The organism is Nonomuraea antri (genome assembly GCF_013283785.1).
GTDB classification, from domain to species: Bacteria; Actinomycetota; Actinomycetes; order Streptosporangiales; family Streptosporangiaceae; genus Nonomuraea; species Nonomuraea antri.
The window spans coordinates 35,619-58,642 of record NZ_JABCPZ010000016.1 but is presented as its reverse complement, the minus strand read 5'-3'; the positions used below and the strand labels follow the sequence as shown (position 1 = coordinate 58,642).

General features: G+C 70.2%; 24 protein-coding genes and 1 pseudogene. 13 read left to right on the top strand and 12 right to left on the bottom strand.

Features of this window, described 5'->3' with window-relative positions; translation table 11 throughout:
- Positions 1-65: 65 nt before the first annotated feature.
- Positions 66-1,949 carry a hypothetical protein gene (locus tag HII36_RS08300; protein ID WP_173522485.1) on the bottom strand — a complete coding sequence of 628 codons (1,884 nt, stop codon included), beginning with the start codon at positions 1,947-1,949 and terminating at the stop codon, positions 66-68.
- On the bottom strand, positions 1,934-2,692 hold the full coding sequence (locus HII36_RS08295) for an ABC transporter ATP-binding protein (RefSeq protein WP_173522484.1): 759 nt from the start codon (positions 2,690-2,692) through the stop codon (positions 1,934-1,936). Before HII36_RS08295 ends, HII36_RS08300 begins: the two co-directional genes overlap by 16 nt.
- Before the next feature lie 128 nt (positions 2,693-2,820).
- Here HII36_RS08295 and HII36_RS08290 point away from each other — a divergent pair, with 128 nt between their 5' ends.
- From HII36_RS08290 to HII36_RS08280, 3 genes are all read left to right on the top strand, one after another.
- Entirely contained in the window at positions 2,821-3,402 is a 582-nt protein-coding gene (locus HII36_RS08290) for a TetR/AcrR family transcriptional regulator (RefSeq protein ID WP_236003289.1), read from the top strand.
- Positions 3,403-3,781: 379 nt separating this feature from the next.
- Positions 3,782-4,612, top strand: a complete 831-nt coding sequence (locus HII36_RS08285; RefSeq protein ID WP_173522483.1) for a hypothetical protein — start codon at positions 3,782-3,784, stop codon at positions 4,610-4,612.
- Positions 4,613-5,240: 628 nt separating this feature from the next.
- On the top strand, positions 5,241-5,594 hold the full coding sequence (locus HII36_RS08280; protein WP_173522482.1) for a hypothetical protein: 354 nt from the start codon (positions 5,241-5,243) through the stop codon (positions 5,592-5,594).
- 462 nt (positions 5,595-6,056) lie between these two features.
- Here HII36_RS08280 and HII36_RS08275 read toward each other — a convergent pair.
- From HII36_RS08275 to HII36_RS08265, 3 genes and pseudogenes are all read right to left on the bottom strand, one after another.
- Positions 6,057-6,236 (bottom strand): annotated as a pseudogene (locus HII36_RS08275) (transposase); the annotation flags it as partial.
- Positions 6,237-6,240: 4 nt separating this feature from the next.
- Positions 6,241-6,657 carry a hypothetical protein gene (locus HII36_RS08270; protein ID WP_173522481.1) on the bottom strand — a complete coding sequence of 139 codons (417 nt, stop codon included), beginning with the start codon at positions 6,655-6,657 and terminating at the stop codon, positions 6,241-6,243.
- 4 nt (positions 6,658-6,661) lie between these two features.
- Positions 6,662-7,249 (bottom strand): DUF6192 family protein, encoded by a 588-nt coding sequence (locus HII36_RS08265; RefSeq protein WP_268959472.1) that lies wholly within the window; start codon positions 7,247-7,249, stop codon positions 6,662-6,664.
- 82 nt (positions 7,250-7,331) lie between these two features.
- On the opposite strand from HII36_RS08265, the gene HII36_RS08260 reads away from it, so the two are divergent.
- The 3 genes from HII36_RS08260 to HII36_RS08250 are packed head-to-tail and all read left to right on the top strand — an operon-like array spanning position 7,332 to position 9,052.
- Positions 7,332-7,763 carry a hypothetical protein gene (locus HII36_RS08260; protein ID WP_173522479.1) on the top strand — a complete coding sequence of 144 codons (432 nt, stop codon included), beginning with the start codon at positions 7,332-7,334 and terminating at the stop codon, positions 7,761-7,763.
- The gene (locus tag HII36_RS08255; RefSeq protein WP_173522478.1) at positions 7,760-8,065 is read left to right on the top strand and encodes a winged helix-turn-helix domain-containing protein; all 306 of its coding nucleotides are present in this window, start codon (positions 7,760-7,762) and stop codon (positions 8,063-8,065) included. Before HII36_RS08260 ends, HII36_RS08255 begins: the two co-directional genes overlap by 4 nt.
- 42 nt (positions 8,066-8,107) lie before the next feature.
- Entirely contained in the window at positions 8,108-9,052 is a 945-nt protein-coding gene (locus HII36_RS08250) for a serine hydrolase (RefSeq protein ID WP_173522477.1), read from the top strand.
- 177 nt (positions 9,053-9,229) lie between these two features.
- Here the strand turns inward: HII36_RS08250 and HII36_RS08245 are convergent, their stop codons facing one another.
- Positions 9,230-9,391, bottom strand: coding sequence for a hypothetical protein (locus tag HII36_RS08245; RefSeq protein ID WP_173522476.1), 162 nt, complete (start codon positions 9,389-9,391; stop codon positions 9,230-9,232).
- Positions 9,392-9,605: 214 nt separating this feature from the next.
- Entirely contained in the window at positions 9,606-10,979 is a 1,374-nt protein-coding gene (pdxR, locus tag HII36_RS08240; protein WP_173522475.1) for a MocR-like pyridoxine biosynthesis transcription factor PdxR, read from the bottom strand.
- 162 nt (positions 10,980-11,141) lie between these two features.
- Here pdxR and HII36_RS08235 point away from each other — a divergent pair, with 162 nt between their 5' ends.
- From HII36_RS08235 to HII36_RS08220, 4 genes are all read left to right on the top strand, one after another.
- Entirely contained in the window at positions 11,142-12,512 is a 1,371-nt protein-coding gene (locus HII36_RS08235; protein WP_173522474.1) for an MFS transporter, read from the top strand.
- 401 nt (positions 12,513-12,913) lie between these two features.
- On the top strand, positions 12,914-13,540 hold the full coding sequence (locus HII36_RS08230; protein ID WP_173522473.1) for a MarR family winged helix-turn-helix transcriptional regulator: 627 nt from the start codon (positions 12,914-12,916) through the stop codon (positions 13,538-13,540).
- 306 nt (positions 13,541-13,846) lie between these two features.
- Positions 13,847-14,521 carry a DUF6461 domain-containing protein gene (locus HII36_RS08225; RefSeq protein ID WP_173522472.1) on the top strand — a complete coding sequence of 225 codons (675 nt, stop codon included), beginning with the start codon at positions 13,847-13,849 and terminating at the stop codon, positions 14,519-14,521.
- Positions 14,518-14,919: a hypothetical protein gene (locus HII36_RS08220; protein ID WP_173522471.1), complete on the top strand. Its 402-nt coding sequence runs from the start codon at positions 14,518-14,520 to the stop codon at positions 14,917-14,919. Before HII36_RS08225 ends, HII36_RS08220 begins: the two co-directional genes overlap by 4 nt.
- A 320-nt stretch (positions 14,920-15,239) precedes the next feature.
- Here the strand turns inward: HII36_RS08220 and HII36_RS08215 are convergent, their stop codons facing one another.
- The 4 genes from HII36_RS08215 to HII36_RS08200 form a co-directional block, all read right to left on the bottom strand.
- The gene (locus HII36_RS08215) at positions 15,240-15,752 is read right to left on the bottom strand and encodes a hypothetical protein (RefSeq protein WP_328807637.1); all 513 of its coding nucleotides are present in this window, start codon (positions 15,750-15,752) and stop codon (positions 15,240-15,242) included.
- 29 nt (positions 15,753-15,781) lie between these two features.
- Positions 15,782-16,609: a hypothetical protein gene (locus HII36_RS08210; RefSeq protein WP_173522470.1), complete on the bottom strand. Its 828-nt coding sequence runs from the start codon at positions 16,607-16,609 to the stop codon at positions 15,782-15,784.
- A 255-nt stretch (positions 16,610-16,864) separates the two neighbouring features.
- Entirely contained in the window at positions 16,865-17,392 is a 528-nt protein-coding gene (locus HII36_RS08205; protein WP_173522469.1) for a hypothetical protein, read from the bottom strand.
- 62 nt (positions 17,393-17,454) lie between these two features.
- Positions 17,455-20,223: a hypothetical protein gene (locus HII36_RS08200; protein ID WP_173522468.1), complete on the bottom strand. Its 2,769-nt coding sequence runs from the start codon at positions 20,221-20,223 to the stop codon at positions 17,455-17,457.
- 158 nt (positions 20,224-20,381) lie between these two features.
- Here HII36_RS08200 and HII36_RS08195 point away from each other — a divergent pair, with 158 nt between their 5' ends.
- From HII36_RS08195 to HII36_RS57785, 3 genes are all read left to right on the top strand, one after another.
- Complete coding sequence (locus HII36_RS08195; protein ID WP_173522467.1) at positions 20,382-20,591, top strand: hypothetical protein; 210 nt, start codon at positions 20,382-20,384, stop codon at positions 20,589-20,591.
- 332 nt (positions 20,592-20,923) lie between these two features.
- Positions 20,924-21,466, top strand: coding sequence for a DUF6882 domain-containing protein (locus tag HII36_RS08190; protein ID WP_217369299.1), 543 nt, complete (start codon positions 20,924-20,926; stop codon positions 21,464-21,466).
- A gap of 60 nt (positions 21,467-21,526) precedes the next feature.
- Positions 21,527-21,733, top strand: coding sequence for a transposase (locus tag HII36_RS57785; RefSeq protein WP_173522466.1), 207 nt, complete (start codon positions 21,527-21,529; stop codon positions 21,731-21,733).
- A 27-nt stretch (positions 21,734-21,760) separates the two neighbouring features.
- Here HII36_RS57785 and HII36_RS08180 read toward each other — a convergent pair whose 3' ends face one another.
- Positions 21,761-22,759 (bottom strand): TetR/AcrR family transcriptional regulator C-terminal domain-containing protein, encoded by a 999-nt coding sequence (locus HII36_RS08180; protein ID WP_173522465.1) that lies wholly within the window; start codon positions 22,757-22,759, stop codon positions 21,761-21,763.
- Positions 22,760-23,024 lie beyond the last annotated feature (265 nt).

Below are 23,024 nucleotides of genomic sequence, written 5' to 3'. Positions count from 1 at the left end.
ACGGGCCGCCGGTTCGTTCACCGGGTGCGAGCCGGATCGGCGGCCCTCGCCATGCTCATCCCGCTTCAGGCCCGGGTGCCCGGTCCCGCCGGGGTCGCGGCCTGGAGTCTGGTCTTCTCGGTCCGGTACACGAGGTATGCGCCGCGAAGGCCGGCCAGACCGATCGCGATCATGACGGCGATCACCGGCCACTGCCACGGCTCGGGCACGTGGAGTGCGAGGAACCAGACCTTGGCCGGCGATCCGCTGAGCTTGATGCCCAGCGGCGCCAGTCCCTGCGGGAACAGGCCGAGGACGCCCACGGCCATCGCCGACCACATGAGGGTCTGACGCCGGCCCGGCATCGTCGTGAACGGGGACTCGGCGGCGTCCGCGTCCGTCTCGGCGGCGGCGGACGCGGGCTTGCCCGACCGCATCAGCTGCAGCAGTTCGGGACCCTTGTCGCGCAACGTCCTCGCCGCGACGGAACCGAGCCGCACGTGACAGAGGACGCCCGTGAGCAGGGCGACCGGGACGCTCGACCACAGCAGGGCGGGCAGGTCCAGGGCGTGGCCCGCCCAGGCGACCCCGAGCGCGGGACACATCGCGAGCGCGACCAGGAAGAACGTCAGGAAAGACTGGCCGGTGACGTCACCGTGGTCCATCGGCGAGTTCTTGCTCTTGTGCGGGTCCGGGCCGGGCACCAGGGCGACCACGGAGACCCAGGCCAGCAGGCCGGAGCCGCCGCCGAGCGCGGTGAGGGTGCCGGCCAGCGCCCACGGCACCAGGGCGGGGTCGCCGTGCAGCAGGCATCCGGCGAGCGTCAGCGCCAGTGTCAGCGGGCCGAAGACGGTCAGCCAGGCCAGCTGGCGGGCACGGACGTCCGCCTTCTCCTTGCCCGGCACCGTCAGGGTCAGCCAGAGCGCGGTGCCGTCCTGGCCGTAGGAGTTGGCGCAAGTCGCGGCGGCCATCAGCGCGCCCGCCGCGCCGACGAACGGGAAGGCGGCGGTGAAGCCGAAGATCAGCGGGAACAGCGCGGTGATGATCGAGAAGGCGGGGCCCATCACGATGCCCTGCGTGCGTACCGGGTCGCGCCACCAGGTACGCAGTTCCTTGAGGTAGATCGCGCCCTGGTCGCCCCGGAACAGCGGGCCTCGCCGGGCGGTCCGTCGCGCGGACGAACCGCGGACCACCGGGCGGGCGATCCGCTGCGGTCCGAGCAGGGCGCTCCACGCCAGGAACAGCGCGGCCACGACCCCGGCCAGGGCGAGCAGCGGTGCCACCGTCCACGGCCAGTCGCCGCGCCCGGCCGCCTCCACGGCGATCAGGCTCCAGCTGGACGGCAGCCACCGCACCACGGACGAGAAGGCGGGCGGGAACCCGTACTCCAGCAGCAGGGAGACCCCGATGATCAGGATCCAGGAGAAGGAGGACAGCGAGACCATCGCGGCGGTGACGGTCGCGGTGACCACCCCGCCGAGCCGGGACCTGGCCAGCATCCGGAACAGCAGCGTGACCACCCGCGACAGCAGCACCACCAGGAGCAGGAGCAGCACCACCCCGGGAACCGACACCACGACGGCCATCCAGCTCAGCCGGGCGGCGAAGACGATCAGCGCGCAGAACGCCAGCAGGGTCACGGCGGTGGTGACGGCGACCAGGGCGGCGGCCAGCAGCCCCATGGCCAGCGTGCGACGCGGAACGGGCTGGCGCCTGAAGTGCTCCCCGTTGAGCGCCGGCTCGCCCGCGAAGATCGGGCCGACCATCCAGCCCAGCGCCCACAGCGCGAACGTCACCGCGAGCAGGTCCATCAGCAGCCGCGGCCGGGAGAAGTCCAGGAAGGCCAGGACGAGGGTGGCGACGGCGAGACAGACGCCGGCGCCGTGGCCCAGGGCGTTGAGCGCCCGCTTGGCGTCGGTCGTGCTGTGGCGCAGCACGGCCAGTTTCATCCGGATCAGGACGCCAACCACGACAGTCCCTCCTCGCCGCCGATCGTGACGCCGACCAGGTCGACGAAGGTCTCCTCCAGCGAGCGGCCGCCCCGGACCCGGTCGAGCGGGCCTTCGGCGACGACGCGTCCCCTGGCCATGACGGCGACGGTGTCGCAGAGCTCCTCGACGAGCGCCATGACGTGGCTGGAGATCAGCACCGAGCCGCCGTGGCCCACGAACCTCCTGAGTATCTTCTTGATGGTCGCGGCGGAGACCGGGTCGACCGCCTCCAGGGGTTCGTCGAGCACCAGGAGCTTGGGGGCGTGCAGCAGCGCGGTCGCCAGGCCGATCTTCTTGCGCATGCCGGTGGAATAGTCCACGACGAGGGTGCGTTCGGCGGACCCGTCGAGCTCCATGACGGCGAGCAGTTCGTCCGCCCGCCGGTCGGACTCCTCGGCGCTCAGGTGGTGCAACTGCCCCAGGTAGGTGAGCAGCTCGCGGCCGGTGAGCCGCTCCGGCATGGCCAGCCCGTCGGGCAGCACACCCATCAGGCGCCGCGCCCGCAGCGGCTCCGCCCACACGTCGACGCCGTGAACCAGCGCGCGTCCCTCGTCCGGCCGGAGCAGGCCGACGGCCATGGAGAGCGCGGTGGTCTTGCCCGCTCCGTTCGGCCCGACCAGGCCGTAGCAGGATCCTTGAGGGACGGTGAGGTCGACGCGGTCGACGGCGATCTTCTCGCCGAACCTCTTGGCGAGACCGGCGATCTTGAGGGCGGGGGTCATGAGGTGTTTCCGGTCCTCCGTGCGGCGACTGTGGCACGGCACGGGCCGTGCCGTAGCGTGTGGTCATTCTGGGGGAGATCCGCTGTCGGCGTCAATCCGGCACGTGCCGTGCCGATAGGGTGGCGGGCATGACCGGCAACCGCCCCGACCGCGCCACCGCCCGCACCGCGGTGATCATGCAGGCCACGCTCGCCCTGGCGCAGGAGTCCGGCTACGCCAAGCTGAGCATCGAAGCGGTCGCCGCACGGGCCGGGGTCGGCAAGCACACGATCTACCGCCGCTGGCCCTCCAAGGGGCTGCTGTTCCTCGACTCGCTGCTGTCGCTGAACGAGCCCGACCTCGACTATCCCGACACCGGCGACGTCCGGGCCGACCTGCGCCGGCAGATCTACGCGGCGGTCGACCTGCTGGGCAAACCGCCGTGGAGCCCGCTCTACCGGGCCATGATCGGCGAGGCGCAGCACGACCCCGCGGTCGCCGACGCTCTCCACGAACGCTTCATCCGCCCGCAGACCGACAAGACCATCGCCCGTCTCAAGGCGGCCCAGGACCAGGGCCAGGTCTCACCCGACTTCGATCTCGACCTGGTCATGGCGATCCTGTCCGGGCCGCTGTACTTCGGGCTTCTGATCACGCAGGAGCCCCTGACGCACTCCTACATCGATCGCGTCCTGGACGCGCTCTTCGCCGGCCTGAGCCCGCGGCGTTGAGCGGGGGACGGGGCTCACGGCGATACCGGCTGCGCGGCGTTCCGTGTTCATTGACGGCGGACGCATCTGGCACGCCTCAGGATCACGCCGCCGGACCCAGCACGGCCGGCCGGTGGAACCGGGTATCCCGGGTTCTCCGAGTTCCATCCGGTCGTGATGGAGCTGGTCCGCTGGCCAACCCTGGTTCACGTGAGAGGGCCTGGGCGGGCGGCTTGGCGACCAACGCGTCGAACTCACCAAGGTGGATTCGCCTGCATCGGGCATGGTGCCTGTCTGGTCGTGGAGTCGATGGAGCTCCGAGGAAGGCCTGCATGGCGAGCGATGATCCGACATTTCTATGATCTTCATGGCCCTCCTCCTGTGATGGAAGGACATGAGAATGCGGTTCAGCCTCCCTCGTAACGGCCTGCTGGCGGTGGCGGCCCTAGATCTGCTCGTCGCCTTGTTGATGGTTGCGGGACGATTGACGCCCACCCCTGCGGGACTGGGGGCCGCGGCGGTGGTCGCGCCGCTGTCCGCCATGGGATACATGCACGCGTACCGGCTGTTCAAGGCCGCTCGTGAGGTCGGCGCCGCGCCATGGGACGCGCTGAGGACGGTCGCCGATGCTCTGGTGCCGCTGCAGCTGCGCATGCTCCTGAGAGCGGAACACAGGAACCTGGCCAGCTTCGCCCTGTGGGTCAGGCGGCGTCAGGACGGGGTGCCGCCGGGTGGCATTGCCCTGGCGTATGCGAAGAATCAGCGGCCGCTGCTGCTGATGCTGCTGTTCGCCGTGGCCGTGCAGGCTGTCGCCCTGGAGTGGATGCTGGCGGTCTCGAACGCTGCGGCCGGCCTGCGCGTCATCGTCATGGTGCTCGATGCCTACCAGCTCCTGTTCGTGCTGGCCCTCGGGGCGGCGTCCGCCACCCGGCCGCATGTCGTGACCTCGGAGGAGTTGCGCATTCGCCATGGCGCGTACTTCGACCTGCGCGTCCCGCGCGAGCTCATCGCCTCGGTCAAGGTGAGCCGTAACTACAACGCGCGCCGTGTGATCGAAGTGACGGACGGCCACCTCACGCTGGGAGTGGACGCGCAGACCAACCTGATCGTCAACCTGACCGGGCCGATCACCGTCACCAGGCCCCTCGGCCGTCGCGAGCACATCACGACGATCCGCTTCTACGCCGACGACCCTGGCCTTGCGTCGAAAAGCCTGACAGGGCGTTGGTGAACCAGGTTCGACCGCGTGCCCGGCTCCCGAGGAGGCGGCTTCGATCCGGCTCCACGGGTGGGTCAGGCCGCCGGGGCTGCGTCGGTCCGATGCCTGGTCCATGCTGGTGGCCTTTTCCTGGTCGATCGTCTGGTCATGAGCGTGATCGAAGCGACGGTCAGGTGGGCTTCGCTGTGCAGCGTCTGGCCGTGCTCGGCGAGCTGGTCTTCGGCCCCGGCCGAGGCGATTCCGCCCTGGCCGAGGTTCGCGACACGTTGCGTTCCTGGGCGTGACCTCTGTCGACACGCTCGACCACCAGATCACCTGCGCGGTCTGGGACCTGAGGCCCGCTGGCGGCGCAGTATCCGGTGGGCAGCCGCCGACGCGGTCTGATCAAAACCTCTCGTGTCCTGGCGCATAAGGGCATCACCAGCCGTCCGCTTCACGGCAACGACCAACAGCGCGGCACCCGGGCTGAAACCCTGGCCACGGTCCCGGCCTAGTGGCTGGAGATAGCCGAACGCTGGCGCGCCCTGACCATCTGCGAACCCTCCACCATCAAGTCCAAGTTCCCGATGGTGCTGATCGCCGGCCGGTGGGCCGCAGACAAGCATCCAGATGCCGTTGCCCCGACTCGTGGAGCCGGGACGTGGCGGCCGAGTACGTCGCCGACACCATGAATGCCGCCATCGGCAACGCCTCTTGGGCCAAGCTGATGGCCGCCGGGCTGACGCTCAACTCCGAAGACCTCAAGCCCTACGGGAGCCCACGTGCCAAGGACGCGGGCTACCAGACCAACTACTACCCGATCGAAATGGTCCAGGCGCTGGTCGGCGTCTGGCTGTTCCCGTCAGCGGGAAGCGCCGAGCGCAAGCGCCCGATCGTTCGCAAGACCTCGGCACGATTCTTGGCGGTCTTGAGCCACGTGGGCAGGCGCTCGACGAGGCTCGCCGGAGTCCCGGCCACAAGATCTCCACGTTCGCGCAGCTTCGCCGCCACGTAAGCCTCCAAGAGATCGAGATGCCGGACGTTATAGGCCCACAGCACATGTCCGCAGCAACTCGCCTGCAACCACACCGGCCGCTGAAAGAAGGGGTCGACAGGGCCGCCGACGACAGCGGAGCCGACCATCTCGTCCTTGAAGTAACCACACTCCCTGCAGCGCAAGCGCCGGCGGAGATCCATGACCCCGGAAGCCGCCTCGCCGTCCTCAAGGGTCCCCGGATGCGCCAAGACGACAGCGCACCCGTCGCACCGAGGACAGCGCACCAACACCTCGTCGATGAGGTCGTACCCGTACTTCCGTTCGCGCCGATCCCGGAACCGCTCACCAGGATCCGATGCACTCCCTGTCACATGATCAGCCTGCCAGAGCCCATCCCAAACCAGAACCGACACCCGTCTCACCCGACCCGAGCACCATCAGACGTCCGCTCACCAGCCGGCGCCGTTACCGCATATTCGAAACAACGTGCCATTTGCAGGCGTTGTCGGTCACATACCTGATCGCGTCGAAGATGTCGCGGCGGTGGTGCGTTTCCGGTCGGCCGCCTGTGCGTGTCCGGCAGGCGGGCACCGGCAGGAGAGGCTCGATCAAGGCCCACTCGGCGTCGGAGGTGTCAGACGGGTAGAGGCGCGGGCGCATCAGCTCACGCCGTCCCCGCCTTGTTGAGCAGGGCCAGCGCCGCCTGCACCACATTGAGCCGACCCGGCACCAGGTTGACCCACTCCTCCTCCGGGCGAGCGGCCGCATGCGGTGCCACCGTCGCCGACAACAGGCGGCTGATCCGGGTCAGCTCGGTGCGCATCCACGAGCGCTCGTAGGCGATCCAGTCATCGGGTTGGGAGGAGAAGCGGTAGCCGTCGTCTCGCGTCCAGATCAGCAGGGTCAAGTGGGCCATCGCCGAGACCTCCCGGATGTGGAGGATGCCCTTGCGGGCCTGGTAGAGGCTCAGTTCGGTGGCGCCGACCAGTTGCCGGGCGGTCAGTCCGGCAGGGCGGGCCTCCAGCGGCGCGAGACGAACCTGGTCGCCGCGGACGTTGGCGGCCAGGCCCCTGGAGGACATGGCGCTACTCGCCGCGCAGCAGCCGGGCCAGGCCCTCGTCCAGGCTCACGTCCCCGGACTCGACGGCCGCCTCCAGCCAGTCGGCGGTGGCGCGCACCCGGCCGAGGTTGCGTGCCACGGTGGCCTGTTCATCGGCGGCGAAGGCGTGCCCGCGCAGCGTCGGCAGCACCCGGCCCACCTCGGCCACGAACACCGAGCACGCGCCGACCAGCTCGATGAAGTCGCGGCTGCGTTCGATCCGGGGCAGCGCCGGGGTGCGCTCCCGGACCGCCTCGCCGGCCTGCCGGGCCTGGTCGACCTGCGCTCGGCTGACCAGGTGCCGGGCGGTGGTGTCGGTCATCGCCTTGAAGGCGACCTCCGGGCGGCGTAGCAGATCGGTGGCTACGGCGGCGGCGACCTGCTCGTCGCGGGCCAAGTCGTGGATGCGTACACAAGGCCGGACTCGCCCGCTCGACGATGTCGATGCCCTGTTCGGGGGCCTGGCGCGAGGCGCTGTCCAACGCCCGTTAGTTCCTGCCTGCCGCTCGCGACGCTTGGTGCCGGCTATGCGTGCTAGCTGATCATCCAGCCCCACCAGGTACGATCCATTCATCTCTGGATACTTGAACGCCGGTTGAGTACTCTCTTGTGAGTAAAGGACATGAGCTGGAGGAAACATGCCGGAACATGATGACTTGTCAGCGGAAGCCGCCCTTCGCGAAGTGGACCGCGCGCAGAGCGCCGTACGAAGGTCCGGCCGACGGGGCGCGATCTTCCTCCTGTCGCTGTGGCTGATCAGCACCGCCTACTGGCTGGCCGCGCTGCTCGGCACCGAGGCGGTCCAGGACTACAGCGGCCTAGGGCTCTTCCTCGTCGTCGGTGTGGTGCTCGGCGCTCGCCTCGTCTTCCGCGAGCGGGTCTACAGCCGGCTGATGTCCCGGATCATCTACCCTGTCACCGGGGCATTCGTGGGGACGACCGTGCTCGCGTCGCTCTACAACATGTTCCTGCACCCGATGGAGCCGGGGCCGGGGTGGGTGGTGCCCGACGTCGTGGTCACGCTGATCGCGGGCGCCCCCCTGCTGTACGGCGCGGTGCGCGTGCTCCGCTCCGAGAGTGAGCGGTGAGCCATCCCCGGCACGCGCTGGACGAGATCATCCACGCGCCGGTGCGGCTCTCCATCGTGGCCATGCTCGCGGCGGCGGAGACGGTCGAGTTCAGCTACCTCAGGGACACGATCGAGGTCAGCGACTCGCTGCTGTCCAAGCACATTCAAACGCTGGAGAAGGCGGGCTATGTGCTGGTGACGAAGGGCTTCGTCGGCAAACGGCCTCGGACCTGGCTGGCGCTGACCGACGTCGGACGCGACGCCTTCCAGAACTACATGGCCACACTCCGGCAGATCACCGAGGGCACCCCTCGCAGTTGAACGCGGTAACTGACCGATCATCTCGAAAGGTTGGACTGATATATGCGAACCATCGTTGCCATGCTCCTGTCCCCGCTGCTGGTGACCCCGACGGCCGCCGCCCCGGCCGACCTCAAGGACGCTGAGGCCGTACTCGCCTACATCCGCGCTCATCCCGACGACGTCGCGCTGGTGACGCGGGGCATCAGCCACAATGCCGACCGCCTCGCCCCCGTGGCGTCGGTCATCAAGATCGTCCACCTTGCCGCCTACGCCGACGCCGTCCGACGGGGAAAGACCAAGCCGGACGAACCTGTCTCCGTGGCCCTGTGGAACTCCTACCACCTGCCCGGCACCGATGGCGGCGCCCACGAGGCGGCGCTGCAACGACTCAAGCCCGGTAAGAGCGTCACGCTCGACCAGCTCGTCTCCGCCATGATCGAGGAGAGCGACAACGCCGCCGCCGACCTGCTGCGCGACCGCCTCGGCCCCGGCGCGCTGCGCAAGATCGCACACACTCGCGTCAGCACCATCAACGGCGAGATGCTCCGTGCTTTCGGCGGCTGCACGCTCCCCGCCGACGTCTGCCTGAAGAACTACGTCAAGGACGCGAAGCCGGTACGGCTCACGCTTCCCGGCTTCGCCCGGCAGGCTGCCTGGAGCGACACCGTGGCCCGCGTCGAACCCGGCGTTCTGCGCAAAGTGCTCGCCGGCCTCAGGACGGACAAGACGGCGAGCCGGCATCTGGAATGGCCGATGCGCCAGCCCGGCGCCGATTCCAAAACGCTCCTCATCGGCACCAAGGGCGGCTCGCTGCCCGGTGTCATCAGCGAGGCCATGTACATCGTGCGGCCAGGTCAGAAACCGCGCGAGACCGTCCTCGCACTGCGGCGACTACCTGAAACGACCTGGCACTCCGGGATGCGCAGCTATGCTCACCAGCAGTTCCTTGTGCGATTGGCGACGGATTCCGTCTTCTTCGCGAAAGTCCGCACAGCATTGAAGTGAACCCACGTCCCCGAGGCCCTTCAGAATTCACGAACTCACGGGGGATCTTCAGCGGGCAGACCTGAACGTCCCCAGGCGGGCATATCCGAGATTGGAGCGGCCGGAGGCCGGGTGCGCACGAAATGGAAAGTCCGCCGCCGGCACAGCCGGCGGCGGACTCGTCAGGGGCGTTCTCATTCAGCCGCAGTAGCTCCAGGGCGCGCAGACGGGCGCCGGATGATCAAGGTCCTCGATGAGGACGTGGCCCCCGTGGCCGGCCGACGTCTGAGCGGTCTCGGTCCAGGTCTTCATGACGAGTTCGGTGTAGCGCCAGTCGCGGGTCTTCAGCGTGGTCGCCATTTCGTGCCCCTCAGGTCCGGTGTTGTTTCCGACTGAGTACGAGTTTGCCGTTCGGTGGACGGCGGGCCTAGTTTTCCCGTCACCGGTGGGACGTGCAGCTTTCACGTGACGCGCGTTCAAGTCTCACCATGCGCGAAGGCGCCGTCGGGGTTGGAGCGCGGCGAATGCGTAACGGCACCGCGAGGGTGGACGCCCATCGGGATCGCCGTCGGGGTCAGAGCGTGGCGAAGCGGGCCGCCGCCGCGCGGAGCCGGTCGGGGGTCAGCCGGGCGTAGCCGACCACCAGCGCCGGGAAGGACGGGGCCGCGTGGGCGTACTCCGACAGCGGGGTCACCAGGATTCCGTGCTCCGCCAGCCGCGCGGCCAGTTCCCGGTCGTCCGTGCCGTCCGGCAGCCGCACCACCACGTGCAGGCCGGCGGCGATCCCGATGGGCGTCCACTCCGGCGGCAGCGCCATCAGCAGGGCGTCGCGCCGCCGCCGGTAGACGGCGGTGGTCCTGCGCAGGTGACGGTCGTAACTGCCGGTGCGCAGCAGCTCGGCGAAGGCGGCCTGCTGCAGCGAACTGCAGCCGCGATCGCTGAGCCGCTTGCCGGTCCGCACCTCGTCCTTGACCCAGTCCAGGGCGCTGACCAGCCACCCGAGGCGAATCGCGGGCGCGAGGGTCTTGCTGAGCGTGCCGAGACAGACCACCCGGGCGGGATCGACGCCCTGCAGGGCGGCCACCGCGGGCCGGTCGTAGCGGTACTCGGCGTCGTAGTCGTCCTCCACGACCAGCCCGTCGTGCGCACGCGCCCAGTCGAGCAGCGCGTGCCTGCGCTCCGGGTGCAGCGCCGTGCCGAGCGGATACTGGTGCGCGGCCGTGACGATCACCGCGCGGCACCCGGTCGCCGCCAGCGCATCCACGCGCAGGCCACGCTCGTCGACCGGGACGAGGACCGGCCGCAGCCCGTGCCTGCGCAGCAACTCGCCCTGTTCGGGGTTGCTGGGGTCCTCCACCGCGACCTGCCGGTGCCCCCGCCGCCGCAGCGCCCCGGCCAGCAGCCCCAGCCCCTCGAACGTGCCGTGCGTGATCATCAGGTCGTCCGCGCGGGCCCGTACAGCCCGGACCCTGGACAGGTAGGCGGCCAGCTCGGCGCGCAGCGACGGCAGCCCGGCCGGGTCGGGGTAGGACAGCTCGGCGTCGCTCAGCGCGGCCAGCCCCGCCTGGCAGGCGGCCAGCCAGGCCGCTCGCGGGAACTGCGCCATGGACGGCAGCCCCGGACGGACGTCGTAGGCGGCGCCGCCGGCCCTGGACAGGTTCCCCGGGCCGGGCCCGCCGGTGGCCACGCCGTCGGCGACCCACGTGCCCGAGCCGCGCCGGGCGACCAGGTACCCCTCGGCCACGAGCTGGGCGTAGGCGGCGGTGACGGTTCCCCTGGCCAGCCCGAGCTGGCCGGCCAGGTCGCGGCTGGCCGGGAGGCGGGTGCCGCCGTGGATCCGTCCGTCGCGCACCGCCTCGCGCAACGCGCGTTCCAGCCCCCGGGTACGGCGCTCGCCGTGCAGGTCCGGCAGGAGCAGCTCGCGCAAGGTGGTCCATTCGCCTGGCATGGAAGTGGAGCTTAAACCTGGGCCACCGCCCCGCCAAGCTGCCCCCATGAACCATGCCACGCCGCCGAACCGCCCTGCCCCCGAGAGCCGTGCTGCCCCGAGAGCAGTGGTGTCCCCGTGAACCGTGCTGTCCCTGTGAACCGTGCTGCCCGCCCTTGGCTGGTGCTCTGGACGCTCCTGCTGTCGAGCGCGATCTGCGCGCTCGACGGCATGGCCGTCACCGTGGCGATCCCCGCGATGATGCTCGACCTGGGCGCGGGACTCGACGACCTCCTGTGGGTGGTCAACGCCTACGTGCTCGCGCTCGTGATGCTGCTGGTCATCGGCGGACGGCTGGCCGACCTGTACGGCCCGCGCACGCTCTTCCTCATCGGTCTGGCCGTGTTCACGTCGGCCTCCGGGCTCGCCGGGACGGCAGGCGGGGCGGGCACGCTGATCGCGGCCAGGGTGCTGCAGGGCGTCGGCGCGGCCCTGCTGCTGCCGCAGACCATGTCCATGGTCACCCACATCTTCCCGCCGGAGCGCCGGGGCCGGGCGTTCGGCCTGTGGGGAGTGGTGGCCGGGATCGTCGTCGCGCTCGGCCCGGCCGTCGGCGGGCTGATCGTCAGCTCACTGGGTTGGCGCTGGATCTTCTACGTCAACCTGCCGCTCGGGGGCCTCGGGCTCGTCGCCGTGGCGCTGGTGTGCCCGAACCCGCGGGCGGAACGCAGGCGCCGCTTCGACCTGCTCGGCTCCGCCCTGCTCGCCCTGGCGCTGTTCGCCGTCGCCTTCGCGCTGATCGAGGGCCGCGCGGCGGCGGCAGTGGCGGCCGCCGTCCCGCTGGCGGCCTTCGTCCTGGTGGAGCGGACGCGACGGCACCGCGACCCGCTGCTGCCGCTCGCGCTCGTCAAGGACCGCGGCTTCACCCTGATGACCGTGGTCAACCTGGCCCTGCCCGCGAGTGTCGGGTCGATGATGTTCCTGACCGTCTACCATCTGCAGAACGCCGGCGGCCTGCCCGCCGCAGGGGCGGGTCTGGTCGTCGCGGCGGCCCCCGCGGTCTCGGTGCCGTTCGCGGCCCTGTCCGGACGGCTCACCGACCGCTACGGCGGCAAGTACGTCCTGTTCGCGGGGCTGTTGCTGTTCCTGGCCGGGCTGGCCTGGGCGGCCGTGACCATCGGCGGTCCCTGGCCGGACCTGCTGCCCGGCCTGCTGGTGTTCGGCGCCGGAATGGGCCTGGTCTACGCGCCGCCAGGGACGATCGCCATGTACCGGGTGCCTCCGGTCATGTCCGGCGCGGCCTCGGGCGTCTTCTCGACGGTCACCCGGATCGGGGCCCTGATCGGCAGCGCGGGCGCCGGGGCGCTCCTGCGCTCGGCCGACGATCTCACGCACGCGGTCAGCGGGGCGTACGTGCTGCCGCTCGCGGTTTCGGCGGCCGCCGCGATGCTCACCCTCGCCGTCGAACCCATGCCCCGCGGACGTGCGACCGGCCGGGCGGCTCGGTCCAAGACCGGCAGCCGGGCCGAACCACCGGCCTCCAGCGTGAAGTGATCAACGTTGGGAGCTGGGCTTGCGGCACCCCGGGCCAGGGCGCGGGCAGGTCGCGGGCCGGTCGGGACGCTCGCCGGGACGATGTCTCGCACCTTGAGCGCCTTGTCCGCGAGGGTGATATCCGGGACGAGGGCCAGCCGGTGGTCGTATCAGCGCCCGCCGTCGTCGTTGGGTCGGCCGTTGCCGTCCTCGTCGTAGAGCGGGGTGTCGTCGAAGTCCGGGCGGAAGGTGGCGGCCGGCGCGGCTGCCGTCACGGCGGTGATCAATGACAGGAACGCCGCGTTCGTGGCAATGCGCCGCTTCGCCGGTAGGGGAGTAGGAGTGGGTGTGGAAGGGACGGCCCGCTCGTCGCCCGCCGTATCCTGGCAAGATTAGGAGTCCTACTTGCAATGGGCGGGTACATGACCAAGACCAGCGGCACGAGCACCAGGCGGCACGCCTCGGACGAGGTGGAGCGGCGGCTGGCCGACGCGCTCGAACGCCTCGGCCACGGTCTGCGCTCGCTGGCCCAGCGCAGCGCCCGCGAGCACGGGCTGTCGCCGCTGCAGCAGCAGGCGGTGCTCGCGCTCGTCCGGCAACCTGCCGCCCGCCGCGAGGTGAGCGCGCTCGCCGCGGAGTTCGACGTCACCTCGCCGACGATGTCCGACGCCGTCGCCGCGCTGGAGCGCAAGGGCCTCGTGACGCGCTCGCCCGGCCTCGACGGGCGCCGGCGGCTGCTCAGCCTGACCGACGCCGGCCAGCAGGTCGCCAGGGAACTGGCGCCGTGGGACGGGCCGCTGCTGGAGGCGTTCGCGCGACTGCCCGCCCCCGACCGTGACACGACGCTGCACAGCCTCCTGCGAGTGATCGCGGACCTGCAGCGCCAGGGCGTGGTGAGCGTCGCGCGCACGTGCACGACGTGCCGCTTCTTCGAGCCGGACGCCCACGCCGACGCCAGTGCGCCGCACCATTGCCACCTGCTACGGGTGCCACTGCCCCTGGCGGACCTACGGACCGACTGCTCGGAGCACCAGCCGGCCACGGATTGACCGCCCAACGGCCCACCGGAGTGAGGCCGTGCCACCCCCCGCATACGGGCCGCTGAGATGCGGCCGGTCCTGCCGGGCTTAGCCGGGCTGCCGGGACATGGCTGGGATCAGAGGGGATCAGGTCGCGTCGCGGTGGGTTCGGCACGTACGCCTGCTCGCTCCTCTGGCCTTGGCAATCCACTGCCAGAAAGTCGCGCTTCCAGGAGACACCTGCTACGTGAAAATCTTCAACGGGCAACCGCCCGAACAGTAGATCGCCGAGTCGGCGGAGCGTTCCCCGGCTCCTCATCGTGGGGGAGACGAGGCGTGCGGCCTGAGGACTTCGTGTACTACCAGGAGCTCGTTTCCGCCTGGTTCGCCGACCCGACCTGCCTGACCTGGTCCGCGCCGACCGACCTGGACGACGTGGCCCGCGCGTTCGGCGCCGACCCCGCAGCCGGGGAGCGCATGAACGTGGAGGACGCCCAGATCGAGCAGTACAACGCGGACATCCCGGGGATCCTGCCCACACTCGTGGCCGGGACGTGCGGCGGCTGGGCGCTGGTCGTCGAGCCGAACGGCTGCGAGGGCGCCAGGCCCGAGGTGCTGCGCGCGCTGTCCGTACGTGGGCGGGCGGTGAGCGTCCTGCTCGGTGGCGGGCGCGGTGACCTGCTGAGCTACGCCGCCGGTGGCGAAGTGGTCGCGGTCAGGACGACGGCCGTCCCGTTCACCGGCCCCGGCCTACTGCCAGGGGACGCGGATGCGATCATCGACGCGGTCCCCGCCGAACCGGCCGAGGTCGAGGACCCCGTCACGAGCCGGGCCGCGGTGCTCCTGGCGGCGGAACGCATCACGGGCGTCCGGCTCACCGAGGCCTGGCTACTCGACGACGGTCTCACGCGCCTGCTCGTCGCGGACCCGCTCCCGGACGACCTTGTTCCCGAGCGGCACCACGACCACCACGTGCTCGCCGATCCCGAACTCCGGACGGACTCCGGATGATCGTCGCCGAACCCATGCCCGACAAGCTGCCCAGGATCAGATACCTGATGGTGGCCGCGATGGTGGAATGCACGCGGCTGCGGCACCCGCCCGTGGACGCGGCACTCGAGGCGCTGCGCGGCGACGACGTGCCAAGCCGGAACCTCCGGCGGACGATCGCGTCTCTGCGCGACCACCTCGCCCGGGAAGCCGGGCCACCGGATCCCGCGCACCGGCTGCGACCCGTCGACGTGCTGCTGGACGCCTTGGGCGACGACGCGACGGCGTCCGCGCAGAGGGGTGCGGACCACGCCTACCTGGCACATCTCACCGACGACCCGGAGGCGGTCATCGTGATCCTGGAGCGGTGCCTGCGCCGGATCGACCGGACGGGGACACCGGGACCGCCCGCGTCTTGACCCCGAAAGGTTGGGAACGCCAGCCGACCGATTCGCCGGGGTTCGCCAACGCACGCTCCCCCCGGACTACTCAGGGCCGGGAACGCACGCGAAGCCCGTTCGCCCAGCCCACGAAGTGTCCGTGACCGGAGGCGGATCGGGGGGCAGGTGGGCGGTGGCAGCGGCGGGTTCGCCATGGATTGTTCCGCAGTGCCGGATCGGGCGGCGGCCGGACGCTCCCGCGGTGGCCGGACGCTCCCGCGGTGGCCAGACGCTCCCGACAACGCCGCGACCCGCGTTGATCGAGCTTCGCGTCCCCTGCTCATCGAGCTGAAGGCGCTTCAGTCCGGCTGGTCCACGTTCCAGATTCTGGGCAGCGGCGCCTGACAGACGCCGCAGGCAAAGTCGTCGTCCTTGACGATGTTGCGCTGGCGGCATCGCGGACAGCGGCGAAAGACGATGGGACGGGTGAAGGCGTCAGGGTGATCAATCCCCGCACGCAGGAGCGCGGCCTTCACCGCCGTCCAGGGTTGGACGTCAGGGCAATAACCGGTGGACTGGTTGCTGATCTCGGAGACCAGCCAGCGCGTGCCGTCCCAGGCGAAGCTGATCTCGCCGGCGCTCAGGACGGGAGCACCTCCGGCGCAGGCGACGTGTTCACTTCGCTGCGGCGCGAGCCGCAGGTTCCCACGCACATCGACGACGAAGGTGAACGGCTCCGCACGATCTTCCGCCGCCTGCTTCTGCAGCCAGTCAGCGAGATCATTCTGGTCGGAGATCACGTGCCCTGGACTTCCCGCACGTGTCTGGTCGCGGATCTCGGCAGGGCCGACATAGTGATATCGCCGGTTCACGTGGATAGTGTGCCGGAGGTCCGCCGCCCTCACTCGGGAGCGACGAGCGCCTTCGGCGGATGCGTAATGGTGAAGTCGGATCCCCAGTGCCGGTAGATCTTGTTGAGCTTGACGTAGTCGAAGCCGATGTCCTTCTCGTCCGGGGGTTTGTCCCAGGTGATCACGGCGTTGAAGCGGCGTGGCAGGTGGTCCGGGCCGGTCCAGAGCCGCCACGAGATCGTGCCGCCTGCCCAGGTGTCATCCTCGTCCTTCATGCCGAACCTGACGCCGGGCTGGGTCGTGCTGAGGACGGCCACGGTCGCCATCCCCTTGTGGAGGGTGCAGGGGGTGCCTTCGACGGTTCCGCCGTCGGCGACGCTGTGGCTCTGGGAGGCCGCCAGCGCGAGGAAGCCGAGGTTGATTCCGTCGACCAGATCGTTGTTCCAGCGGAAGTTGGGAGCGTCCCCCTGCAAGCGCCACTTCTTCCCTTTGGGCAGGGAGTCGTACCTGCTGTCCTGGACGTAGCTGACCCGTCCGACGTTGCGCAGGCGAAAGCGCCATCCGTCCTCGTCACGGCTCATGACGTCGGAGGCGTACACCCCGGAAGCCGAGAAGCGGTACGCGCCGGAGGAGATCACCGTTCCGATGAAGCCGTATGTCCGTTCCACCGCTTTGGCGGTGAACCGTACACCGCTCTTCCCGGCGAACTGACGTTTGATGGCGGCGATCACCGGGTCCAGGGAGCCGGGGGCGGCGGCGGGTCGGACGGTGATCACCGAGGGAGCGGCGGCGGCGTGGGCCGGGTGCGGGACGGTGATGAGTGCCGCCGAGACGAGTACCGCGGCCGCGGGCGCGGCGAGACGATGCAGCAGACGCACGACTTCCTCCACATCGGTTCGGGCCGCCCTGGAAATGGGGGCTCGTGCTGCCGGTGGTGGTGCTGTTGGCCGTGACCGGCTCGCTCATGGAACCCACCGCCGTCGTCGGCGGTGGGTTCCATGGGCGAGGTCGTTGACCTTCATGTCCTGATATCGCCGCCCTGCTTCCGTTCGTAACGAAGGGAGGGCGGTCGCGCAGGGAGAACCTCGACCCATGCGGACGTCTGCGACGTGCGAGCCTGATCGACCGGCTCGTCAGAACGTCGCCCACTCGGACGCGGGAAGGGACTCCCAGACGTCCCGCATCCACTGCCGCATGAGGAAGAGCGGCCGGGTCACGGCGGCGTCGCCGGCCCTCTGCGCGCGAAGCATCAGGCCGAGGTCGGCGGATGCCGGATTTCCCTCGGGGACGTAGTGCAGATCCAGCTCCCGGGACTCCGTGTGATCGATGAGCCACCGCTCCAGCTCGGACGGCACGCGCGCGACCAGCGCGACACCGTCCAGCGTCACCTGCGGCCCCGTCAGAGCATCGACGGCCACGCCGGCCAAGCAGGAATAGTCCGTGTAGTACACGGTGACGCCGACTTCGGAGTATGTCGCGGAGTCGATCCGGGTGGTCTGGGCGTCACGGTCCCAGCGCCCTTGGGACGTGGCAGGGCCCCCGCCCAGCGCTTCCGACACTTCGCCGGGACGCATCCCGAAGGCCAGCGGGCCCACGCCGACGAGCGGTGTGAGATCCCATGCAAGACGGTCCTCGTCCTTCTTGACGTCCCAGATTCCCATGGCCTCGTCCGCCTCTCCGCTGTCCGCCGGGCGAAAGGATCATCGCAGGCAGGGTCGCCGGGTCACTGGCCGGACACGTCGCTCCAGTCCCAGGCGGGGGCGGGGGTGCCGTCCTCCGGATCGCGGCCGAACCGGAAGCGGTGCGCGTGATCGCCGCGGCGGAGGTACAGGTGGAACAGTCCTGCGTCCGGCAGCCGGTCGGTCAGCACCCGGGCCGGGCCGTCCAGGCCGGCGGCGTCCATGGCGCTGAGGAGCTGATCGGTGCCCATCGCCCGTTCATGGATGAAATAGGTGGACGTGCGCAGACCCAGTTGGGCGGCCGCGCGGTGCGCCAGGGCCTCGGCCTGCGGGCCGGCCCCGGCGTCCAGCAGGGTGCGGAGCAGCCCGGCCACCTTGCCCGGATCCTCGAGACTGACACGTGCCGCGGGGTCGCCGGCCAGGAGCGCGGTGAGGAGCTGCGGGTCACCTCCCATCCATCGGATGGCGAGAAGGGCATCCCTGATGCTCTCGGCCAGGACTTCTGGATCGTCCGGGTCGGTGGGTGCGGTGTCTTCGTCCGTCCGCTCGGGACCGGAAGCGAGCAAGGCCGGCCAGAAGTCGGCGGGGAGCGGCGAGGCGTCCTTGAATCTGGTGGCGAGCGCCGCGGCCTGCCTCTCAGCGCCGGCTTTCCGCAGTGACTCATGGAGAAACCGCCCGATCGGGTACGCGTCGGCGTTCGCGACGATCCGGTCGGCGAGGTCATGGACCTGCTGCTGGGCGCCGACGTCGTGCAGGGTTCGCAACAGGGATTCCAGACCCCACTGCTCCTGCCCGAACAGGCGCTCGGTCTCGATCCGGCCGGCGCGCTCGGCCAGCCCGTCGACCTGGCGCTCAGCCGAGAGCCCTGCCAGGACGCCGAGCAGCCTGGCGAGGTCGCCCGGTGAGTCCGCACGGACGTGGCCGGCCGGGTCACGGGCCAGCAGCGTGTCGATCGCTTCCCGCGCGTCGGCCTGGTGCAGCGCCTCCAGCACGTAGCTCACGCTGCTGGGGTCGGTGACGTCGGTGTGGGCTGCGGCGTATTCGGCCAGCACGGCGGCCTGCCGCCGGCCGCCCGCCTTGGTGAGGGCATCGATGATCCGGCCGAGGAAGTAGGGCTCGATCATCGTTGGTCGCGTGGTGACCCAGACGGCGGGTCGTACGTCGTCCGGATGCAGCCGCTGCAACTGCATGAGCAGTTCCGCCGCCGAGAGGGTGTCGCCAGCGGCGGCGGCGTGCTTGCGCAGCCGTGCGGCATGGCGGCTGAGTCCGTGCGCCTCGGCCGCGTACGCGAGGCTGCCCGCGACGGAGGAGCCAGGACGGGTCGCGGCGGTCCAGAAGCTGCCGGGCGGGATCCGGTAGCGGCGTTCCCTGAAGGCGTGCTGCTGAAGATAGTCGTTGGGCTCGAAATCGGCGGGGCCGCCCGCGTGTTCACGCCGCGCCGTCAGCGCGGTCAGCGCCCTGCGGACGCTGGTGGGCGTCCCGTCCGCGCGGTGACCGCGGGTCAGATCCTCCAGCGCGACGGCGAACGCACCCGGATCGGCAGGACGTTCCCAGGGCGACAGATAACCATCGGCCGCCGCGACCAGGAACTCGGCCGGGACGGGAGCGAGACGTCCCATCCGGCGGGCGTCCAGCAGCGCGGTGATCAGCGCCTGTTCGACGGGGGTGAACAGGCCGCCGTGCCGGAAGGCGTCCAGCAACGCGGGACCGCCGGTCAGATGCTGGATCACCCGGCCGTCGTCGGAGCCGGCGGCCAGGGCGCTGATCAGGCGCTGGTCAGCACCGTCCGCGTGGTGCCGATTCTTGCGGGCCAGTTCCCGCCGCTGGCCGTCGTCGAGGCGGTCGGGGACCTCGATGCGGTGGGTGTGCGGTCCGGTGAGGAGTGTTCTGGCTGCGGCGACGCCGTCCGGGAAGCCGCCCTGGGTGGTGAAGGCGTGCCAGTAGGGCCACGTCCACATCGCTCCCACCGCCATCACTCGCGGGACGGTCGCCAGCACGCGTTCGAGAGCACGGGCGGCGGCCGCGCCGGCGTCGCCGTCCAGGTGCCGCTGCATCTCGTTGAGCCACAGCACCGTGTCCGGCGCCACGCCCTCATCCTGGAGGAGGGTGTGCAGGTCGGCGGCGTCGGCGGGGGCCAGCAACCGCCAGTGGCCGGGCGCGACCTCGTGCACGGCCTCCCACAAGGCGCGGGTCTTGCCGACCGAGGAGTCCCCGGTGAGCACCACGAGCACCGACCTGCCGTCGGCCGGGTCGGCGGCCCGTGCCAGCGTCGCCCGCAGGAGGTCGTCGTGCGGGCGTGTCAAGTAGTCCGGCAGCCGAGCCTCTGACGGGGTCGCCGCCGGCTCCGCGCCCAGCGCGGGATGGACCCCGAGCCGCAGCGGGTCCGCCTGGGCGACGGTGTCCGCGTCGGGCGGGCGCTGCTCGTCCTGCGATGGTGGAGCGGGGGTGTGCCTGTCCCGATTCGCCTGGACTGCGGTGTCGTACAGCTGGCTCCAGGATTTCAGCTGGGCTTCGCCGGCCGGGCCGTGCGCGAGCCGCAGCGCCACGCGCACCACGGCGAGCAGGCTTTCCTTCCTGGCGGGCAGGTGCTTGCCCTTGCACCAGTCGCTGATCCGCTGCTCGGTGATCTCCTGCGGCGCGCTCCTCGACGCTGACGCCGGTCCTGGCCCCTGCCCCGGGGCTGCGGCGGACGCGCGCAGGCGGCTGGTGGCTTCCCGCGCGATGGCCGCCCGCTTGACGTCGGCGGCGGTCAGCAGCTCGCGTAGCCGTCCGGCCAGTACGTGACGCGGATCGGGCTCCTGCTCATTCGGCACACGTACTCCCGGCTCCGGTCCGGACCGGTCCGGATAAGACATCGTCCCTGCTCACGTGGGGGAGCGAGGGTGGGAGCCCTTGCCGGCGCCTGGGCGGACATGACGTCCTGGGGTGGCCCGAGCCGCCCGGCCCGGACACCGACTCCGGGAGACCGCTCATGACCAGCACCCTGCTGACCGCCTTGGCCGCCGGCATCGTCGTGATAGCCGCCGCCGCCCGAATCCCCGACAGCCTGGCCACGCTGGTGGCCGCGTTGACCCGGCTGCTACGTGCCTGCCTGCCCTTGATCGCCGCAGCGCAGGAGGTGCGGGCGGCCATCACGGGCGACGTCGGGGAGCCGTCCGTGCCCGACGGGTCAGGAGACTGAGCGGGGGTGGCGGGAGAAGATCGGCGAGCACGCCTCAGGGAGACGACGAGGGCCATGACCTCGACTCTAGCCTCTGCTCGTGCCAGCCCGCGGTCAGTCGTCGCTTCTGGTGATTCCCGGAAGGCCGCCTGGCGGGAACTCGTGAGAGTCGGTCCCCGTCACGTCCCTGTCGAGGCGTCCGTGGTCAGCGATCCGGCCGCCACCACCATGCTTCGGTCGTGAAAAGGAAGACAGGTACCGATGCCCTGGTCGCAATCCCCAAAACCGGCTGGCCTTCAAGCTGACCTAACCCTCGTGACCAGGACATTGTCCGGTATGCGAGACTTCGCGGCGTGGCATTGTTCAAGCGAAACGACAAGGCGGACGTGGCTGTGGCCGCACTCGATCAGGCTGATCTGGGTGTCCTGCTCCTGCAGGGCGAGGACATGATCGAACAACTGGCCCAGGCACACATGTCATGGGGGCTGGGATCGGCGCTCCGCTGGGGGCTCGATCAGCGCACTGGCCTCATCACCTGGACTTTCCCTGACAAGACAGCCACGGCTCCGGCGCAGATCATCGCCTCTCACAATCCCTCGGCAGCCTCATGGCTCTGGGCTTGGGCCAACGAGAGCATCCTGCCTGAGATGAGCCGGGACTCCCGCGCCATCCGCGACTGGGCGACGGCCCAGGGCCACTCTTCGCTCACCGAGCCGAAGATCCACGCCGACGAGGCGAAGGCCGCGACGCTTGCCGCGCTTTCATTGAGAATCACCCAGGGCACGGGCTTCTATCGAGGAACCGGAAGCGTCTCCGTCCCGATCATCACCTTCGGGCCGGTCACCCTCACCGACCAGGACGGCACGACCTCGACCTTCAGAATCGCCATCGACTGATCTCCAGTCGCCAAGAAAGGTCCATACGAACCGAAGGTTGTCCGGCTGAACTCTGGAGGATTGGAATCTCTGTCCGGGTCGGGCCGGCGGGACGTGCCGGAACGGTACGGGCCTTGGTCCACGGTCTACTCCCGGTTCAACGGCTGGGCCAAGGCGTTGATCGCCGAGGCCGGCTCGCGCGTGCTCACGCTCGGTCAAGCCGCTGACTGCCCGCGGTTCACCACCGTCCTGGACAAGTGGTCAAGACTCCTCGCCTCAACCACATGATCCGAACTCCGAACAGCTCCAAGCGAATTAGCGTGCCGACCGCCCCTCAGCGGCAGAATCCCTGCTCAGCATGACGGCGAACCCGTCGAGATGGCGTGCCAGGATGTAGTCGAACATCCCGTCCAGGTCCGACACCGTCTCCTCGGGGAGCATGGCCAGGAGCGGGAATCGTCCGGTGCTGAGGAGTTCGTCGGCCCGCTTGCGCTGGAGCAGCCGCCACCCGTCGAGCGTCACGCCGGTCTCCTGCTCGGTTTCGGCCTCCTCCGCCATGGACAGCGCCACCGTGTGGACCAGCGCGGGCAGCGTGAGCGCCTCCCGGATCCGGGTTTCCATGGGCAGGCCGAGCTCGTCGAGTGCGCGCAGGGTCCACTCGGTGTGGGCCATCATGTTGGGCGCCAGCAAGGGGCGGGTGAACGAGACGGCCCTGGGGAGCCAGAGGTGCCGCCGGGACAGCTCCCACTGCCGGCGGGCGATCAGCTCGAGCTTGGCCCGCCACCCCTCCGGCCCGGGGACGGGCAGTTCCACCTCGCCGAAGACCTCGTCGGCCATCTGCGTCACCAGTTCGTCCTTGCTCGTCACGTGCCGATACAGCGACATCGGGCCCGCGCCGAGCTCGGCGGCGAGCCGCCGCATGGACACCGCGCCGAGCCCTTCGGCGTCGGCGATCGCGATGGCGGCACGCAGGACGTGCTCGCGGTTCAGCGAGCCCTTGGGGGCGCCGGCCGGCCGCGCCGTCGGCGGCCCGGCCGGATCGGTCGGATCGGTCGGATCGGGCGACCGCTCCTGCCGGCTCGCGCGTGCGGCGACCACCGTACCGGCGCCGACCTTCGCCTCGACCAGCCCCTCGTCACGCAGGGCCGCCACGACCTTGGTCGCGGTCGCGACCGCGACACCCCATCGCTGGGCGATCTGCCTGATGGATGGCACGCGATCGCCTGGCCGCAGGTCACCGGCCAGAATCCGGGTACGGAACTCCGCGAGGATACGCCGGTAGGGCGGATCCGGACGTTGCGTGGCCGAGGTCATGAGTGCCTTCCCATCCTTTGACGGTGGTCGCGCGCGGCTTCCAATGTACTAGTTCATTCAATCGACATACTAGTGCACTTTATACCTTTGGTGAGCGTGAACAGCGTGATTTCGGCAAAGCATGCTCGTACGATGTACGCATGACATCTGATACGCCGTACGCATACTTGTGGCACGCGAAGCCGGCATGCCGGCGAGGGCATTGCGCGGGGGACTCGGCATGGTCGGCGGAGGACGCATGAACCAGTGGGGGAGCCGGTTGTCC

Excerpts from the sequence above, each read along its gene's own strand:
- HII36_RS08295 (WP_173522484.1), bottom strand. The coding sequence starts at position 2,692 with ATGACCCCCGCCCTCAAGATCGCCGGTCTCGCCAAGAGGTTCGGCGAG.
- HII36_RS08290 (WP_236003289.1), top strand. The coding sequence starts at position 2,821 with ATGACCGGCAACCGCCCCGACCGCGCCACCGCCCGCACCGCGGTGATC.
- HII36_RS08285 (WP_173522483.1), top strand. The coding sequence starts at position 3,782 with ATGCGGTTCAGCCTCCCTCGTAACGGCCTGCTGGCGGTGGCGGCCCTA.
- HII36_RS08270 (WP_173522481.1), bottom strand. The coding sequence starts at position 6,657 with ATGTCCTCCAGGGGCCTGGCCGCCAACGTCCGCGGCGACCAGGTTCGT.
- HII36_RS08265 (WP_268959472.1), bottom strand. The coding sequence starts at position 7,249 with ATGAATGGATCGTACCTGGTGGGGCTGGATGATCAGCTAGCACGCATA.
- HII36_RS08250 (WP_173522477.1), top strand. The coding sequence starts at position 8,108 with ATGCGAACCATCGTTGCCATGCTCCTGTCCCCGCTGCTGGTGACCCCG.
- HII36_RS08245 (WP_173522476.1), bottom strand. The coding sequence starts at position 9,391 with ATGGCGACCACGCTGAAGACCCGCGACTGGCGCTACACCGAACTCGTC.
- pdxR (WP_173522475.1), bottom strand. The coding sequence starts at position 10,979 with ATGCCAGGCGAATGGACCACCTTGCGCGAGCTGCTCCTGCCGGACCTG.
- HII36_RS08230 (WP_173522473.1), top strand. The coding sequence starts at position 12,914 with ATGACCAAGACCAGCGGCACGAGCACCAGGCGGCACGCCTCGGACGAG.
- HII36_RS08220 (WP_173522471.1), top strand. The coding sequence starts at position 14,518 with ATGATCGTCGCCGAACCCATGCCCGACAAGCTGCCCAGGATCAGATAC.
- HII36_RS08205 (WP_173522469.1), bottom strand. The coding sequence starts at position 17,392 with ATGGGAATCTGGGACGTCAAGAAGGACGAGGACCGTCTTGCATGGGAT.
- HII36_RS08195 (WP_173522467.1), top strand. The coding sequence starts at position 20,382 with ATGACCAGCACCCTGCTGACCGCCTTGGCCGCCGGCATCGTCGTGATA.
- HII36_RS08180 (WP_173522465.1), bottom strand. The coding sequence starts at position 22,759 with ATGACCTCGGCCACGCAACGTCCGGATCCGCCCTACCGGCGTATCCTC.